The following is a 16,044-nucleotide window of genomic DNA, read 5'->3' on the forward strand; positions in this document are numbered from 1 at the left end:
AGTGGGTGAAAATACGCTGAATAGATACCTTTTGTCTGTCTATCCTTACACGCCGTTCAGGAGTTCGTGGCTTTATACGGCAATGGCATGCGCCCCTGCCGGGGCACAAGGGATAAGGGACGCCCTTGATATTTTGATAAAAAAGGGAAGGTTAAATCCCGATGAAGATTTGAAGGTAGTCGTATTAACAGGAGATGGTGTTGCGTATGATATTGGACTCGCATCTACTTCCGGCGCTCTTTATAGGAATGTAGATTTTTATTACCTGTGTTCCGATAATGAGGCATATGGCAACACCGGTTTTCAATCTTCGGGAGCAACGCCATTTGCTTCCAATACGCGCACTACCCCGGCAGGGAAAATGAATCCGTTGGGAGAGTTATTTTATAAGAAGGATCTTTTTGAGATATGGAGAAGCCATAAACCTCCGTATCTTGCAACTATTTCTCCCGCCCATCCGGTGGATTTGATAAATAAATTTGAAAAGGCAAAACACTATAAAGGGCCAAAATTGTTTATTAATCTTTCTCCATGTCCTCCGGGCTGGCATACCGACCCGTCACATTCAGCAAAACTTGCGAAGCTTGCGGTTGATACTGGCGTTTGGGCATTGAAAGAGGCTGTTTATGGCGAAATAAGCCATACGATTATCCCCCAAAAATTTAAACCGGTTGAAGAATATTTGAGGGAACAGGGAAGATTTGCACATCTCTTTCAACCGGTAAGGCAGGAAGGGGTGATCAGTCAAATCCAGTCATTTGTGGACCGGTATTGGAAAGGAATTCAGGGTTGAAATCAGGTTGTTAGTCCCTTATAGGTAATTTCTTTGTTTTTGTTCTCAATCAACAGTCAACAGTCTGCAATTTGCCGATTGCCGACCGTTGACTGTTGACTGCTACGGAATAATAAATTCCAAGTCCCTTATATTATCTACTGCGCAAAAGGGGGATTATGCGTTCATTAAATTGTTGCAATGCCTTTGCCCGATGGCTGATTTTATTCTTAACCGATGTTGAAAATTGGGAAAGCTCTGCAAGTGTCTGATTGTAATATGGTACGAAAAAAACAGGATCGTACCCAAAACCCCCGGAACCTCTTGGTTCTTTTGCGATGAATCCTTCGCAGTAATCTTCTACCACAAATAGTAATTCGTGCGGACTTGCCAGTGCAATGGAACAGACAAATCGGGCAGCACGTTTTTCTTCGGTAAAGTTATATAATTCAGAGAGTACTTTTTGGATATTTGCTTCGTCTGTGGCGCCAGGGCCTGCATACCTGTTTGAAAGAACGCCAGGACGTCCATTTAACGCCCGTATTTCAAGTCCCGAATCATCAGCCATTGCCCATGTATTACATGCCTTTGCCAGGGTGGTTGCTTTTTTAATCGCATTGTCCCTAAAGGTTCTACCGTCTTCTTCCACCACGGGAATAAAAGGGAAATCTTCGGTACCGCGAAAAATAATGCCCGGAATGTTTCCTGCGATAGCTAATATTTCCTCTTTTTTCTTCTTATTTTGCGTGGCAATAACAATTGTCTTTGAATGAATCTCGTTTACATATGAACCCATTTCAACCTCCTGCGCTTCTTCGTATTATTAAATGGTAACCAACCGTAAAAGCACCACATTTCTTTTCCAATGAATTATAACGTGTTTATTACGTTCCCAATGCCTTTTTTTGAATTTCAGTTATCTCACAAATTCCTTTACGGGCTAATGTGAGCATTTTTGCTAATTGATCTTCATCAAAGGCGTATTCTTCGCCTGTGCCCTGTACTTCAATATATTTTCCACTGCCGGTCATTACAAAGTTCATGTCTACCTGCGCAGAGGCATCCTCTGCATAGCACAGATCCAGCAATGCGATATTATTTACAATTCCTGCGCTTATGGCTGCGACACTATTGATGAGGGGATTTTCCTTTATAACATTTTTATCGATTAACCATTGAACCGCGTCTGCCAATGCGATATAGCCCCCTGTAATTGCCGCAGTGCGGGTACCTCCGTCAGCCTGAATTACGTCACAATCGATCCAGATCGTTCGTTCCTTTAACAGGGCAAGATCGCAGATTGCCCGTAAAGAGCGGCCTATAAGGCGTTGAATTTCGTGCGTTCTTCCGGATATCTTTCCTTTTGTGGATTCTCTTGGCACCCTGGAAGGCGTTGCGCCAGGCAATAGCGAATATTCAGCGGTAATCCATCCTGTGCCGGTGTTTTTAATGTGTGGCGGCACGTATTCTTCTATTGAAGCAGTACAAATAACTTTTGTATTGCCAGATGCTACAAGAATAGACCCGGCAGAATATTTGGTAAAATTTCTTGTGATGGTAACAGGGCGTAATTCATCGTATTTGCGGTTGTCAACTCTCATGGTTTTATCTGACTAATAAAAGTTTTAAAATTGCCTTTTCAACGTGTAGTCTGTTTTCAGCCTGATCATATACGACCGAACATTTGCCATCAATCACCTCATCGGTAATTTCTTCTCCCCTATGGGCAGGCAGGCAGTGCATTACCTTGACATTGTCTGCGCATTTTTTCAAAAGCGCAGCATTGACCTGATAATTTTTAAAAACCTGTCTGCGTATTTCTGCTTCAGCTTCCTGTCCCATGCTGGTCCATGTATCTGTATAAATAACGTTTGCGTTCTCTGCCGCTTCTTCAGGATTCCGGTAAAGGTGAATCAGATTTTTTCCGTTCGCCATGTGTTTCAGTTCCGAAATGAAATCCGCATCGAATTCGTAGCCTTTTGGAGATGCAATGTGGAAATCTATATCTAATTTTATGCAGGTTTGCGCAAGAGATTTTGCAACGTTGTTTCCGTCTCCGATAAAAACTATCTTTATATTCTCCAGTGTCTTGAATTTTTCCAGAATCGTATATACATCAGTGAGCGCTTGGCACGGGTGGTAAAGATCCGTTAAGGCATTTATGATGGGAATAGTTGCGTATTTTGCCAATTCCTGCACCGTGTCATGCCCAAATGTGCGGATCGCTATCCCGTTTAAATAACGTGACAACACTTTTGCTACATCTTTAATTGCCTCTCTTTTGCCGAGATTGATTTCAGTCTGCGTCTGATAGATGGCATAACCGCCCAATTGCACAATTGCCACTTCCAGGGATACCCGTGTGCGCATGGAACTTTTCTCAAAGATAAGCCCGAGAATTTTTCCGCTCAGGCATTTTTCCTCAACACCCTTTATGTGCAGGTCTTTCAACTCTTTTGTAACCTGAAAAATCTCCTCGATCTCAGGTCGCGACAGGTCGGCAATAGAAATTAAATCTTTGTTTTTCATAAAATATTTTGACACATTAATAGTTTGAGAGGACTGATTTTAAAATACCCAACCCCTCATCGATGTTTTCTTTTTTTACGTTGAGAGGGGGCATAAACCGGATAACCGTGTCATGGGTACAGTTGAGAAACAGACCCGCCTGAATGCAATCTTTGATGATAGTACTTCCGTTTATCGCGAGTTCAATTCCTATCATAAGACCTACGCCGCGTATTTCTTTAATAATATTGCATTGTGTTTTGAGCGAGCGCAATTGTTCCATGGCGTATTCCCCCATCTTTTTTGTATTATCCAGCAGGTTTTCTTTCTCAATGGTTTCAAACACAGCGACTCCTGCTGCACATGCGAGGGGGTTTCCTCCAAAGGTGGAAGCATGGCTGCCCGGTACAAGGTCTTTGGCTACTTCTTTTTTTGCCGTCATAGCCCCGATTGCGACTCCGCCGCCCAGCGCCTTTGCCAATGTCATAATGTCCGGCTCAATGCCATAATGTTGATAAGCAAAGTATTTGCCCGTTCTTCCCATCCCGCATTGTACTTCATCGAGGATTAGCAGCAATCCTTTTTCATTGCAAATATTTCTTATATCCTTCAAAAATCCATTTGTCGCTATGTTAATACCGCCCTCTCCCTGAATTGTTTCCAACATGATTGCACAGGTCTTGTCGTCAATGGCATTTCGTAATGCTTCCGTGTCATTAAAAGGAACATAGGAGAACCCTTCAACAAGCGGCGCAAACCCCTTCTGATATTTTGGTTGTGCAGTTGCCGTTACCGTGGCAATCGTCCTGCCGTGGAATGAGTCGGAGAAGGTAATGATTTTGTATTTTCCCCTCGCAGAGTTATGAATACGTGCAAGTTTAATAGCCGCTTCGTTTGCCTCTGCACCGCTGTTACAAAAAAAGCATTGCCCTCCAAACGATTTTTCAGAGATATATTTTGCCAGCATGCCCTGCGGCTCAGTGTAATAAATGTTCGGAGCATGCTGCAGTTTTGCCGCCTGGTTTTGAATGGCTTTTACCGTCGCGGGATGGCAATGCCCAAGGAGACTGACAGCCCAACCTGAAAAAAGATCAAGGTAACGTTTGCCTTCAGCGTCCCATATTTCCACACCATTCCCCTTTACCAGCAATATCGGATTTCTTATGTAATTGGGAATAACGTAGCGTTCATAAATTTTTTGGATTTCTTGCGTATTCATTACGGTGAATTATTTCAAAAAGACAGATAAATGGGAAATAAAAAAACTACGCAACTGTTTCGCTTTTTCAAAAAAACAAGTTGTTACAAAACTGCAATACCGGTGGTTAAACAATAATCTGAGTTCCCACCCCTTTATCGGTAAAAATCTCCAGCAAAAGTGCATGGGGTATTTGCCCGTTAATGATATGCGCCTTTTTAACACCTGCTTTTACGGCAGCAATACAGGCGAATACCTTGGGAAGCATTCCTCCGTTGATAATTTTTTTATCAATAAGCGAATGTGCCTCGTCCTCATGCAGGGTGGAAACAAAAGAAGTTTCGTCGTTTGGCCTTGTCATGATACCGTGAGTATTCGATAAAAACACGAGTTTTTCCGCCCCAAGTGCCTTCGCGAGAAATGCCGCAACGCTATCTGCGTTAATGTTATATATTTCCCCGTCGTTTCCTTTTGCCAGAGGCGGCACAATAGGTATTGTACATTCACTGCATAAGCTTAAAAATCTTTCTCTGATGATAGAGGTCACCTTGCCAACATAACCAATATCAAGCTGATTTGTGGTGCCGTCATCTTCCTTCACTTCTATATAATGTTTTTCAGCAGTAATCGGGCAATATCCGTCTTCCCATACACATACAGCGTCGTTGCCCATTTCAGAGATTTTTTTAACCATAGAAGCCCCTATCTGGTCAACAAGTACGGTTTTTGCAATTTCAAGGGTCTCGCGGTCGGTGATGCGATGTCCATCTACGAATTTCGGACGTAAGCCTCTTCTTTCCATTTCCCTGCTAATATGCGGCCCCCCGCCATGCACCAGTATTGGCATCATGCCGACCGTTTTCATAAATACCGTGTCCTGCAGTACGTTTGTGAGAACCTTGTCGTCTGACATAGCGCTTCCGCCAAATTTGATAATGACAATCTTGTCTTTGAATCTTTTAATATATGGGAGCGCCTCTAAAAGTATACCGGCTTTTTGAATAGCAGTTTCCATGGATATTTGATCATTCATATAATAAAAAAAGGGATGTTTTAATTAAATAAAAAGAAGCGGGTGATTATAACAAAAGAGGCTTTCGTGTCAAGTTTAAACAAAAGCGTAAGTAAAACTCAATCAAAAGTTTTTGTGACACTTTAATTTTATGAAAAAACCCTGACAGGGTTAATAATATTGTTTCACCTGGTGTTTCAAACGTGTAAGGGCGGATCAAGGTGCGGTTTTTTTGCAACGATCCACCAAGAATACAGGTCGTCCCCAATCTCCGCAGTCTGGTAAAATGCAAAATTGCACGGATGGCGATATCTGAACAAACCACATCCCAAGAAAGAGCGTTTGCGGTTCCTGGAAAAATTCATTTCAGAAAACACTTCATCACGATAAAAGAGGTTTTCCCTACCATCATCCCCATTCCCTAAAAATTTCCTTGATATTGCACATCAAATGCAGTATTTATTTGAGCTTATGGCAAATGCATTCCTTTATATACCTTTCAAATCAAGGGGTAATTCATTAGATAGTTATGTGTCAGTTTGTATTTGAAAAACTGCTTTATTGAAATAAATTTTGAATATGGCGCAGAAAGAAGCAACGTCTCGCATTAAAATCAACAAACTCCTCGAAGAAGCGGGTAGTCCAATTCTGCGGACCCATACGTAATCATCCTTCCTCATCACTTGAATAGTCTGGAAATAAGCAAGGCGTTAGTATGCAGTTACATTTTCTTACTCTTAGGGGTTAAAGTCACGTCCGGGGAATTGTCCGTTCACTCCGATAGTTCAACATACGGCCAAACCTTCAATATTCAATATGGAAAAGCTATCAACATCTTCTTAAGTATGACGATGATCTACACGCATGTCTTGAACAAAAGTGGTCACGGTGTCCAAAGTCCAGTCGATAGGTTGTAGGTTGGTTTATACAGACTGTATAAACCGGAATGAACAAAAGCAAAAAAATACACAAAAGCTTTATAAGAAATAAGTTACAATGCGTTATAAGAAGATACGGCAACTTCTTATATATACTGAAACAGTCTGTATTTGCCGTTTTATACAGACTGTATAATCATTGTTCGGCATATAAAAATAATAAAATAACCACCACATCAATGGTAAAATGAATCAATGGGTAAACACGAAAAGCTCTTGCTTAAGATTCTTTGTGGAACATCGGATGCAAATATTCAATTTGAAGATTTATGCAGCCTGCTGAAACATTTCGGTTTTCGACATGAGGGTTAAAAGCAGCCATCACATGTTCAGAAAGAAAGCTGTTATAGAAAAAATTAATCTTCAGCGTGAGGGTAATAAGGCAAAGCCTTATCAGGTTAAACAGGTAAGAAACTTTATAGTAAAATATAAACTCGGAGGGACTATTTGATGTATAGATACGAAATTATTATTTACCGGAGTAATGAAGACAATGCGTTTATAGCAGAAGTGCCCGAACTTCCTGGCTGTATAGCTCATGGAGAAACTCCTGAAAAAGCATTAAAAAATGCTAAAGAGTCAATTCAATTATGGATTGATACCGCTAAGGAGTTTGGCGATCCCATACCTGAGCCTAAGGGAGAAAGATTGATATTTGCTTAAAATCAAATATTCAAACCGTATGGGAACTCCTTAGCCATCACGGTGTAAAAACGACGATCTACACCCATGTTTTGAGCAAAGGAGGTTACGGTGTCTAAAATTACGAACTGTTCTTTATCATTTCAATAATGAAAAGTTTTTATGATGATACGCAACTCTTTTATTTTAATGCGAAAAGTAGTTACAATATGTGACAAGAAGGCACGGCAACTTCTTATACATATCGAAACAGTCTGTTTTTGCCGTTTTATACAGACTGTATAATCATTGTTATGTGGCAGGTATTCAGCGATCATCTAAATAAAATAGTAGTCAGCCGAACATTTTCTTGCCATTCTTTACTAAAGTAGTTAAATTTTTCTGTGTGCTGATTCTTGGATTTTTAATTGAGAGGTGGAGTAAATGATTACGAAAACTTTAGATGGACACATCGAGATTACCGAAGGTATCACCGGTGGTAAGCCGAGAATAGCTGGACATCGTATCACCGTTCAAAATATTGTTCTTTGGCACGAACTGTTGGGACGTAGCGCAGACGAAATTGCTGCTGAATATGATCTGACTTTAGCCGATGTTTACGCTGCTTTGGCCTATTACTACGATCATCGCGCTGAAATTGACAAATCGATTGAGGAGAGTGAATCTTTTGTGGAAGCATTACGTCAAAAAACGCCTTCAAAAGTATTGCAAAAATTAAATGAGTAAAAAGCTTAAGTTTTATACAGACGAACATGTATCCAATTCTGTTGTGAAAGGATTGCGACTTCGAGGCGTGGATGCTTTGACGACAAAAGAAGCTGGGATGTTGGGCGCAGATGATAAGGAACATATAGCTTTTGCCATGAAAGAAAGAAGAGTCATATTTACGCAAGATGAGGATTTTCTGAAGCTACATTCAAGAGGTGTTAAACACAGCGGTATCGTGTATGCTCACCAACGTACTCCAATTGGCGACATTGTAAGAGGACTCATGCTAATTTATCAAGTACTCGAATCAGATGAGATGAAAAATCATCTTGAATTTTTGTAAGATATAGTAATTATAGTAAGATATTTACTCTGAAATTGAGACACAAGAAGCGAGGTCAGTTCCGACCACATAACATCGGCTGGAGTTGACCGCGGGTTCCGGCTTGTTGGCTGGGTTTGGTGCCCTCTCAGATCTTATTTTAAATTAGCTGGTGCAGTGCTTCCTTAGGCCCGCCGCAACTCAGCCTCGTGTTATGTACGGTAGACAAACAAATAAAAAAGAGAATAATGGCGACTGACTTAACAAAAACACAATGGACTGGAATTTTGTTAAATGAAGAATTGACAAGTCAAGTTGGAGTGATTTTAGGCTACAAGGGAAAATCCCCTCATGGGGCATTAAATCTTGAAATGAAATTATAGGAACACCTCCCATATTTCTTGCTTGATTTGGTGAAAAAATAAGGGAAGTGTCCCCTCTTTATCCCTCTTTATCCAAAACAAGATTATTGATAAATCTCAAAAATGGTAACTATTCAGCGTAATTTATTAAACTACCGGAGATAAGAGCGCAACTCGTTCCCAAACTCCACAGACTGGGTCAAATGGGCAATTTTACCCTATTTCTCGATATGCATTCCCCACTTTAATGGAAAAATAGTAATAAATAGGGTATAAAACAGGCAAGATGTGAGGTGTTATCCCCACTTTTGAGAAAACAAAGTTCATTTGACCCAGTCTGTCCAGTTTGGGAACGTAATTGCACTGGAAACTTTGTTTCCAGTGAGGGTCTGACTTGACAAATTACAAACTGTCTTAACCCTGTGATTTTATTCCCTATCTATCAATAAATAGGCGAGAAACCGGAGTTTCTCGAACAAATGCATTCCCAAACTGGAGTTTGGGAACGAGCCGTGTATCGTTTACGCTGAATAGTTACCAAAAATGACCTATAATAAATCAAAACAAATCCTGAATTTTCATTATAATTCTATCCTATCACCATTTACACGAGAACATGATTTGATATATGTGTATCCATTTCAATTTTGATTTCAAAAAAGCTACTCAAGCCCTGAACTACCTTGCAAAAATATCCGGCGGAAAGGTAAATAAGATGAAGGCCATAAAGCTTATTTATTTTGCCGATAGGTACCACTTGCGCAAATATGGTCGACCGGTAACCAACGATGAATATGTTGCAATGGAATACGGTCCGGTAGGTTCTAAAACGAAAGATATTGCTGAAAATACCTCTTTTCTGGACACCATTGAGAGTGAATATAATAGACAATATATCGAAAAACAAGGTATTTATGATATTCAGTCTATACATGATGTAGATATGAATGTTTTCTCAGATTCTGATATTGAAGCGCTGGAGTTTGCAATAAAATATTTCGGACATCTTGACAAATTTCAGCTTGCAGAAGTTTCCCACGCATATCCGGAATGGAAGAGGTTTGAAAAGAGGTTGGAGTCAGGTATTGGTTCTGTATTTAACATGGATTACGAAGATTTCTTTAAAGATGCCATGTCCGGAAGCGAGCAGTTAATCCCATTAGAAGGTAAGGACTTATTTGCTATGGATACTGATGATAAAGAAGAAATGCTGAATTATGTAAAAGAACAAATGGAACTGAAAAATCAATGGGAGCAAGTTCCTGATTGATATTCCGCCCGATATACAAATCAAGTCTACAATACAACCCGGTTCTGTTTACTACTTTACAGAAAAAAGCTTTTGTAATCCGGAACCACACTATTTTATAGTTGTGAATAAGGCCCCGCTAAAGGACAAATTCCTAATCATGGTTAATTCAACCTCACAAGTCGAAAAAGCTATAAAGCGTAGACGTCATATGCCTAATACTTTGGTAAAAATAGACAACGCCGAATATGCGATTTTTACTAAAGAATCAGTCGTGGATTGTAACTCGGTAATTAAAAAGACCATTGAAGAAATAGTTTCTCTTCTAAAAAGCAAACAATTAGCATGTAAGACGGAAATGCCTATTGGAATTGTTGAAAAACTTCGTGAGGCTGTTATTGCAAGTCCAGTTGTGGAAAATAATATAAAAGAAATGTTAAACGCATGAGGGTTTAACACTCTGGCTCTCATTGTTACGGAAATGCCGGCAGATTACTGCGGTATCCCTTATCAATTATTCTATCAATTGTGTTTCTGGGAAGGATTCCAACCGCGTGCACCGTGTACATCTCCAGTAAATCCCAGCGCAGTTAGCTACCGTTGGTAATGCTTATTAAAGCTGAAATACGGGTATTTGAATGTTTTTGGTGAATCGGGGACACCTCCCATATTTCTTGCTTGATTTGGTGAGAAAATAAGGGAAGTATCCCCTTCTTTTTGTTTGTCTATTTTGCTGAAAAAATTAAAAAGCTTGAAATTTTCTTCATTTTTGTTTTATTAGTGCTCGATTTTATGGGAAAAACAATTTTCTATTATCTTGCTATCATATCTGAGTATGACGATGATCTACACCCATGTCTTGAACAAAGGTGGTCACGGTGTCCGAAGTCCAGTCGATAGGTTGTAGGTTGGTTTATACAGACTGTATAAACCGGAATGAACAAAAGCAAAAAAATACACAAAAGCTTTATAAGAAATAAGTTACAATGCGTTATAAGAAGATACGGCAACTTCTTATATATACTGAAACAGTCTGTATTTGCCGTTTTATACAGATTGTATAATCATTGTTCGACCCCCTTCTTGCACAATAATCTCATTTTTAGATCAACAAGTAAAATCATTGCAGATAAAGTTTGATTCATAGTAAGCGGAGAAATAATGCAAAGTCCATTTGAATTGAAAGGATACTGGTGGCTCCCCCGACTCAGAAGAGAATAAATTGCCTGGAACACTAACTTATTCTCAAGAAGATGGTGCCGATCTTGAACTGGTAGGAGTGTTTGATTCAAAAAAACTAGAACCAATACAACAATTGCCTATTATTCTTGGGGTTACTCAACAGGGAAAATCTATTACTTTATACAAGTGCATTATCAGTTCTTGGGCTTATCCGCTGGTTGGATTAGGCGGAGGTAAATACTTGGTGCACTTTGTTTTTGAAGGGGTGCATTTTGAGGCAGAAGAAAAAATTAGATTTAATCAATTATGTGGTAGTTACACAGATTTAGACGCTTGGGTAGATATTTATGGATTTGCAATTGAAGTGGATACTGCTGACAGCAAATTTGTCTCAAAAATAAGATATGAAAAACCTATGTCGCAATTTTTCGATGTTGGAGAAACTTTCGAGGTTGGCATAGGTTTTTCGAGTCGTGGTCCAAACCACACTATAATACAAACTGAAGTGACAATTTCTCAGAGCGCGTATCTTGTCGTAAAAAGCAAAAATGGCGATATTCAATTTGATGATTTATTCAAACAATTAAATATATTCGCGTATTTACTTCAATTTGCAATCCAAAGGATACCTTATCCTATGTCTGTGTTTGGCTTTTCAAAGGAGAACCCACAAGAACTCGGCGAAGGCAAGATACATTATCCAGAAATAAATATCTTCTATACGCCTATAGAGCCGATTGTAAGCAGAAAACAAAAATTGCCGCAGGAATTTTTATATACCTTCAAGGATTTATCAGGAGACCAAATCTCTGCATGGTTTACATCCTTTGATAAATACGAAACGATAATTCATTTATATCGCTCGTTATTCTATAGCAACCGATTGTTTATTGATACAAAATTTCTAAATATCGCTCAGTCGCTAGAGTCTTTGCACAGTATTTTGTTTGATGGTCAATATTTATCGCACGATAAATTTGTTGAGCAAAAGGAGAGAGTGCTGAGCGCTGTTCCTGCTGAATTAACTGAATGGGTGGAAGGCGCATTGAGTAACGCGAACTACAAAAGATTTCGACAAAAAATCTTTGAACTTCTTGATAATAAAAAAGAGACCTCTGGACGATTTGTTGATGATATGGAACTTTTTGCTAAAAGAGTTACTAACACGAGAAATGAATTTGTGCATCACAACGAACGGAAATTGACTTTCCAAAAAGAAGAGTTGCCTTCCATTATTTATGTATTGACAATGATATTTGAGTTGTACTTATTGGGAATCATTGGATTTTCCGATGAAAAAGTCAAGGAACTTTTAGAACCTAAGATACAGGCTCACTTGACTGGATGGAAGCATTTACGGACAATCAAGAAATGAATTCGGCAAAGAGTCTTGCAGGTCAAAGGCGGGGTCTAACAAAGCGTGCACCTGACGCTGGGGATTCTGTGCGATTTATTGACCTTTTTCTACGCCTCAACAGAATCCTGCTTTCAAGCCGAATCCACGCCCGCCCCAGCGCAGGTAACGCTAGCCGTTAGTCGCGACACGATGTCGCATAATTGATTGTACTAAAAGAAGATTTTCTTCTTGAGTGTACTAAGCATGTTCCTGCTTATTCCTACGTGAGCGTGCTACCATTGCGCTGACGACGGGGTGCGAAGCCTCACGGACAACGTACCGAATTGGGTCGAAATGGCGACAGGCAGACCCCTCCGGAAAACCTATCCGGTTAAGGGCTAGGAACGAATGATATGATGAAAATATATGAATGTCCGCACGCATCGTCAATGAGCGACAGACCTACGAGGTTTAACAGGTCGAAGGTTATTCCCCCAGTGTGAATAGCATGTTGGTAAAGTTGCAAGTCTCTAACGTGCTTGCACGGAACTGTAGAACCACCGGTGTCCAGGACGCATCTAAGTCATTTACAGGGTCAATTATACGGAACGTGGAAACTCAGACCTTCGCCCTATGGGCAGGCTAACCGTGAGGCATGCTGTTGGAGGACTGGGGTGAGATGCCATAAGGAAGCGAATGCTTTTCTGTAATGGAAGAGATACCGGTTGAAATATTACCGGCTCAGTAATGAGGCTGATAGTTGGCAGGTGCCTTATTACGTGAACATTGAATGAATCAGTTGAAAGAAGGGAATGCAAATGACGGGTGCTAAGCCTGGTGCCCCTTCTTTTTTTTTGATATACTGACAGTCAGTTATTAACGTGAAGAAATTTATTAGCGGGTTTCTCCATAAGAGAAGCTTAAACAGGTGCTTGAGCTGTATGATGGGAAACTATCACGTACAGTTCTTAGGAGGGAATCGGGCAGCAATGCCCGTGACCTATCCGGTGCATAAAAAATAATAAAATAACCACAACAACAATGATAAAATAAACCAATAGGTAAACATGAGAAGCTCTTGCTTAAGATTCTTTGTGGAACATCGGATGCAAATATTAAATTTGAAGATTTATGCAGCCTGTTGAAACATTTCGGTTTTGACATGAGGATTAAAAGCAGCCATCACATGTTCAGAAAGAAAGCTGTTATAGAAAAAATTAATCTTCAGCGTGAGGGCAATAAGGCAAAGCCTTATCAGGTTAAACAAGTAAGAAACATTATAGTAAAATATAAACGCGGAGGGACTATTTGATGTATAGATACGAAATTATTATTTACTGGAGTAATGAAGACAATGCATTTATAGCAGAAGTGCCTGAACTTCCTGGCTGTATAGCTCATGGAGAGACTCATGAAAAAGCATTAAAAAATGCTAAAGAGGCAATTCAATTATGGATTGATACCGCTAAGGAGTTTGGTGATCCCATACCTGAGCCTAAGGGGGAAAGATTGATATTTGCTTAAAATCAAATATTCAAACCATCTGGGAACTCCTTAGCCATCACGGTGTAAAAACGACGATCTACACCCATGTTTTGGGCAAAGGAGGTTACGGTGTCTAAAATTACGAACTGTTCTTTATCATTTCAATAATGAAAAGTTTTTATGATGATACGCAACTCTTTTATTTTAATGCGAAAGTAGTTACAATATGTGACGAGAAGGCACGGCAACTTCTTATACATATCGAAACAGTCTGCGTTTGACGTTTTATACAGACTGTATAATCATTGTTAGACGTAAACACGGAGTATTGATGGAACTGAAAGACATACTTACTCTGCTTGTAGCTGCATATGCAGCACTTCTGTCAACATATGTGGCAGTCGTTCAGCGTCAAGATAAAGCACCACGGGTAAAAGTAAGAACATCATATGGCTTTCTTACGGCTGGGCCACAAATTAGCGACACGCACATTCTTATGGAAGCCGCAAATATTGGAGAGAAACCCGTCACGCTATCATCTGTGGGACTGCTGCTCCCCGATGGCTCCCAGTTTATAAATTCTTCCAATAACTCTACCCATCGCCTCCCTTGTGAGCTGACACACGGAAAGAATCTGACTATGTGGTTTGATGTAAAACCCTTGGCTGTGCAATTAAAACAGCGCGGCTACTCATCAGTCATAAAACTCAGTGGTCGATTCTCCGATTAGGCGTCAAACGAATATGTTGGTAAGGCAATCAAGTTCGATATTGAACAATGGCTAAAGTGAATGTTTCACGTCTATACTCAATCAGACTGAAACCACTGGCTTCGGTTTGATTGAATATAATCCCAATCTGAGCACAATTAAAAGGGCATGGAAGGTAATGGATGAGCACGTCAGAAACCCGTGATTCCAGTCTGATTGAGTATAGCGCTTTGAGACGAACGCGCCCGACGGCGTACCGCTCAAGCGCACATTAAGCTTCTAAAACAAAAGGAGAAATTAATGAGCAAACGTATTTACCGCTCCTGTCATGAGCCTATAAGGGAAAACCCTTCGTTTGATGAGCGATGGAGGGGACCAGACAATGGTCTAATCACATGCTGGGAAGTTGGGCGAAGAAGAAGCATCGAATCCCCTGAGTTGGCAGAGCAAGCAAAAAATGGAGAGTTGCCAGTACTCGGCTGGAAAGGTGGCGTAGAGAAAAAAACACAAAAAAAAGAAAAGTATGGTAGCCTTAATTACTTGGCAGAGTGGCAAGGTCTAAGGGGTGAAGATTTAGACATCGATCTAACTGAAGAAAGAGAAATTGTTTGCTCAAAAACTGGTATGAAAGTTATCTATACAAGCGATGCGACGAAATATGCTAACCCGTGATTCCGGAGGAACAGCCAGTTGAAATTTGTAGCACTTGATGTTGAAACAGCAAATGCAGATATTTCCTCCATCTGTCAAATCGGCATTGCTAAATTCGAAGATAATAAACTCATTGACGAATGGTGCTCTTTAATTGATCCAGAAGATTATTTTGATCCAATAAACATTTATATTCACGGAATAGCAGAAACAGATGTTGAGGGGTCCCCTAAGATTCATGAGGTTGCACAAAAAATATACGGATATCTCGATGGCGTATTAACTGTATGCCATACTCACTTTGACAGAGTTTCCGTTAGTAAAGCTTTTGATAAATACGACATTAGAATACCTAAACCAAAATGGTTGGATACTGCAAGGGTTGCTCGTCGAACCTGGAATGAAATTTCATGGAGCGGATATGGATTAAAAAATGTCTGTGAATTAATTGGCTATGAATTTAAACATCATAATGCGCTGGAGGATGCAAAAGCTTCTGGACATATTTTAATTGCTGCGATAGCCAAAACAGGTTTGGGAATTGAAGATTGGCTTAAGCGAGTAAAACAACCAATTGATCCTTCTAATATTAGCACTGGCGGTGCAATTCGTCGTGAAGGTAATCCTGAAGGAGTGCTTTATGGTGAAAATTTAGTTTTTACAGGGGCGCTGACAATTCGCCGTATAGACGCGGCAGATCTTGCTGCCCAAATAGGATGCAATGTGGAGTCTGGAGTCACAAAAAAAACTACAATTTTAGTTGTTGGTGATCAAGATGTAACAAAGTTAGCTGGGAAGGAAAAAAGCTCAAAGCACCAAAAAGCTGAGCGACTAATTACAAAAGGGCAACAAATCAGAATTTTAAGAGAAAGTGACTTTAAAGAATTGGTGAACAACGCAGAGGACATCGCTTAACCATCTCTTCCAGCAGACCGCAAAAAGCCGCGACTGCTGAAGAGTACGTTATGAA

Annotated in this window: 19 protein-coding genes and 1 pseudogene; 15 read left to right on the top strand and 5 right to left on the bottom strand. The window is 40.1% G+C overall.

Features of this window, described 5'->3' with window-relative positions:
• The first annotated feature begins 1 nt into the window (after nucleotide 1).
• Nucleotides 2-793: a thiamine pyrophosphate-dependent enzyme gene (locus M5U24_RS09490; protein WP_099325954.1), complete on the top strand. Its 792-nt coding sequence runs from the start codon at nucleotides 2-4 to the stop codon at nucleotides 791-793.
• Between the two features lie 133 nt (nucleotides 794-926).
• Here M5U24_RS09490 and rdgB read toward each other — a convergent pair whose 3' ends face one another.
• The 5 genes from rdgB to argB form a co-directional block, all read right to left on the bottom strand.
• The gene (gene rdgB, locus M5U24_RS09495; RefSeq protein WP_099325953.1) at nucleotides 927-1,568 is read right to left on the bottom strand and encodes an RdgB/HAM1 family non-canonical purine NTP pyrophosphatase; all 642 of its coding nucleotides are present in this window, start codon (nucleotides 1,566-1,568) and stop codon (nucleotides 927-929) included.
• An 88-nt stretch (nucleotides 1,569-1,656) separates the two neighbouring features.
• Complete coding sequence (rph, locus tag M5U24_RS09500; RefSeq protein ID WP_099325952.1) at nucleotides 1,657-2,373, bottom strand: ribonuclease PH; 717 nt, start codon at nucleotides 2,371-2,373, stop codon at nucleotides 1,657-1,659.
• Nucleotides 2,374-2,377: 4 nt separating this feature from the next.
• A complete protein-coding gene (gene argF / locus M5U24_RS09505) occupies nucleotides 2,378-3,301 on the bottom strand; it encodes an ornithine carbamoyltransferase (protein WP_099325951.1) in 924 nt (307 codons plus the stop codon).
• A 16-nt stretch (nucleotides 3,302-3,317) separates the two neighbouring features.
• The gene (locus M5U24_RS09510) at nucleotides 3,318-4,499 is read right to left on the bottom strand and encodes an aspartate aminotransferase family protein (RefSeq protein WP_099325950.1); all 1,182 of its coding nucleotides are present in this window, start codon (nucleotides 4,497-4,499) and stop codon (nucleotides 3,318-3,320) included.
• A 106-nt stretch (nucleotides 4,500-4,605) separates the two neighbouring features.
• Entirely contained in the window at nucleotides 4,606-5,493 is an 888-nt protein-coding gene (gene argB / locus M5U24_RS09515) for an acetylglutamate kinase (RefSeq protein WP_157820623.1), read from the bottom strand.
• Between the two features lie 1,260 nt (nucleotides 5,494-6,753).
• Between argB and M5U24_RS09520 the strand changes: the two genes are divergently transcribed.
• From M5U24_RS09520 to M5U24_RS09580, 14 genes and pseudogenes are all read left to right on the top strand, one after another.
• Nucleotides 6,754-6,879: a hypothetical protein gene (locus M5U24_RS09520; protein ID WP_261341066.1), complete on the top strand. Its 126-nt coding sequence runs from the start codon at nucleotides 6,754-6,756 to the stop codon at nucleotides 6,877-6,879.
• Entirely contained in the window at nucleotides 6,879-7,091 is a 213-nt protein-coding gene (locus M5U24_RS09525) for a type II toxin-antitoxin system HicB family antitoxin (protein ID WP_099325947.1), read from the top strand. The genes M5U24_RS09520 and M5U24_RS09525 overlap by 1 nt, the downstream gene beginning before the upstream one ends.
• Nucleotides 7,092-7,493: 402 nt before the next feature.
• A complete protein-coding gene (locus M5U24_RS09530) occupies nucleotides 7,494-7,796 on the top strand; it encodes a DUF433 domain-containing protein (protein ID WP_099325946.1) in 303 nt (100 codons plus the stop codon).
• A complete protein-coding gene (locus M5U24_RS09535) occupies nucleotides 7,789-8,121 on the top strand; it encodes a DUF5615 family PIN-like protein (protein WP_099325945.1) in 333 nt (110 codons plus the stop codon). Before M5U24_RS09530 ends, M5U24_RS09535 begins: the two co-directional genes overlap by 8 nt.
• Nucleotides 8,122-8,348: 227 nt before the next feature.
• The gene (locus M5U24_RS09540) at nucleotides 8,349-8,483 is read left to right on the top strand and encodes a hypothetical protein (RefSeq protein ID WP_261341065.1); all 135 of its coding nucleotides are present in this window, start codon (nucleotides 8,349-8,351) and stop codon (nucleotides 8,481-8,483) included.
• Between the two features lie 607 nt (nucleotides 8,484-9,090).
• Nucleotides 9,091-9,732 (top strand): Panacea domain-containing protein, encoded by a 642-nt coding sequence (locus tag M5U24_RS09545; protein WP_099325944.1) that lies wholly within the window; start codon nucleotides 9,091-9,093, stop codon nucleotides 9,730-9,732.
• Nucleotides 9,733-9,871: 139 nt separating this feature from the next.
• On the top strand, nucleotides 9,872-10,159 hold the full coding sequence (locus M5U24_RS09550; protein ID WP_099325943.1) for a hypothetical protein: 288 nt from the start codon (nucleotides 9,872-9,874) through the stop codon (nucleotides 10,157-10,159).
• Between the two features lie 765 nt (nucleotides 10,160-10,924).
• Nucleotides 10,925-11,683, top strand: a pseudogene (locus M5U24_RS18500) (hypothetical protein); the annotation flags it as partial.
• A gap of 93 nt (nucleotides 11,684-11,776) precedes the next feature.
• On the top strand, nucleotides 11,777-12,268 hold the full coding sequence (locus M5U24_RS18505; protein WP_338140598.1) for a HEPN domain-containing protein: 492 nt from the start codon (nucleotides 11,777-11,779) through the stop codon (nucleotides 12,266-12,268).
• 1,039 nt (nucleotides 12,269-13,307) lie between these two features.
• Nucleotides 13,308-13,541, top strand: a complete 234-nt coding sequence (locus M5U24_RS09560; RefSeq protein ID WP_197705431.1) for a type II toxin-antitoxin system HicA family toxin — start codon at nucleotides 13,308-13,310, stop codon at nucleotides 13,539-13,541.
• Nucleotides 13,541-13,753 carry a type II toxin-antitoxin system HicB family antitoxin gene (locus tag M5U24_RS09565; protein WP_099325940.1) on the top strand — a complete coding sequence of 71 codons (213 nt, stop codon included), beginning with the start codon at nucleotides 13,541-13,543 and terminating at the stop codon, nucleotides 13,751-13,753. Before M5U24_RS09560 ends, M5U24_RS09565 begins: the two co-directional genes overlap by 1 nt.
• Before the next feature lie 292 nt (nucleotides 13,754-14,045).
• On the top strand, nucleotides 14,046-14,444 hold the full coding sequence (locus M5U24_RS09570) for a hypothetical protein (protein ID WP_099325939.1): 399 nt from the start codon (nucleotides 14,046-14,048) through the stop codon (nucleotides 14,442-14,444).
• A gap of 279 nt (nucleotides 14,445-14,723) precedes the next feature.
• A complete protein-coding gene (locus tag M5U24_RS09575) occupies nucleotides 14,724-15,095 on the top strand; it encodes a hypothetical protein (protein WP_099325938.1) in 372 nt (123 codons plus the stop codon).
• Between the two features lie 18 nt (nucleotides 15,096-15,113).
• Complete coding sequence (locus M5U24_RS09580; RefSeq protein ID WP_099325937.1) at nucleotides 15,114-15,989, top strand: exonuclease domain-containing protein; 876 nt, start codon at nucleotides 15,114-15,116, stop codon at nucleotides 15,987-15,989.
• The last annotated feature ends 55 nt before the right edge of the window (nucleotides 15,990-16,044 follow it).

The organism is Candidatus Kuenenia sp., assembly GCF_027493735.1.
GTDB lineage: Bacteria > Planctomycetota > Brocadiia > Brocadiales > Brocadiaceae > Kuenenia > Kuenenia stuttgartiensis_A.

What these genes read in the sequence shown, in the direction of transcription:
- M5U24_RS09520 (WP_261341066.1), top strand. Translation starts at nt 6,754, where the DNA reads ATGTTCAGAAAGAAAGCTGTTATAGAAAAAATTAATCTTCAGCGTGAG.
- rdgB (WP_099325953.1), bottom strand. Translation starts at nt 1,568, where the DNA reads ATGGGTTCATATGTAAACGAGATTCATTCAAAGACAATTGTTATTGCC.
- M5U24_RS09570 (WP_099325939.1), top strand. Translation starts at nt 14,046, where the DNA reads ATGGAACTGAAAGACATACTTACTCTGCTTGTAGCTGCATATGCAGCA.
- M5U24_RS09510 (WP_099325950.1), bottom strand. Translation starts at nt 4,499, where the DNA reads ATGAATACGCAAGAAATCCAAAAAATTTATGAACGCTACGTTATTCCC.
- M5U24_RS09545 (WP_099325944.1), top strand. Translation starts at nt 9,091, where the DNA reads ATGTGTATCCATTTCAATTTTGATTTCAAAAAAGCTACTCAAGCCCTG.
- M5U24_RS09565 (WP_099325940.1), top strand. Translation starts at nt 13,541, where the DNA reads ATGTATAGATACGAAATTATTATTTACTGGAGTAATGAAGACAATGCA.
- M5U24_RS09525 (WP_099325947.1), top strand. Translation starts at nt 6,879, where the DNA reads ATGTATAGATACGAAATTATTATTTACCGGAGTAATGAAGACAATGCG.
- argB (WP_157820623.1), bottom strand. Translation starts at nt 5,493, where the DNA reads ATGGAAACTGCTATTCAAAAAGCCGGTATACTTTTAGAGGCGCTCCCA.
- rph (WP_099325952.1), bottom strand. Translation starts at nt 2,373, where the DNA reads ATGAGAGTTGACAACCGCAAATACGATGAATTACGCCCTGTTACCATC.
- M5U24_RS09540 (WP_261341065.1), top strand. Translation starts at nt 8,349, where the DNA reads ATGGCGACTGACTTAACAAAAACACAATGGACTGGAATTTTGTTAAAT.
- M5U24_RS09550 (WP_099325943.1), top strand. Translation starts at nt 9,872, where the DNA reads ATGGTTAATTCAACCTCACAAGTCGAAAAAGCTATAAAGCGTAGACGT.
- M5U24_RS09575 (WP_099325938.1), top strand. Translation starts at nt 14,724, where the DNA reads ATGAGCAAACGTATTTACCGCTCCTGTCATGAGCCTATAAGGGAAAAC.
- M5U24_RS09530 (WP_099325946.1), top strand. Translation starts at nt 7,494, where the DNA reads ATGATTACGAAAACTTTAGATGGACACATCGAGATTACCGAAGGTATC.
- argF (WP_099325951.1), bottom strand. Translation starts at nt 3,301, where the DNA reads ATGAAAAACAAAGATTTAATTTCTATTGCCGACCTGTCGCGACCTGAG.
- M5U24_RS09535 (WP_099325945.1), top strand. Translation starts at nt 7,789, where the DNA reads ATGAGTAAAAAGCTTAAGTTTTATACAGACGAACATGTATCCAATTCT.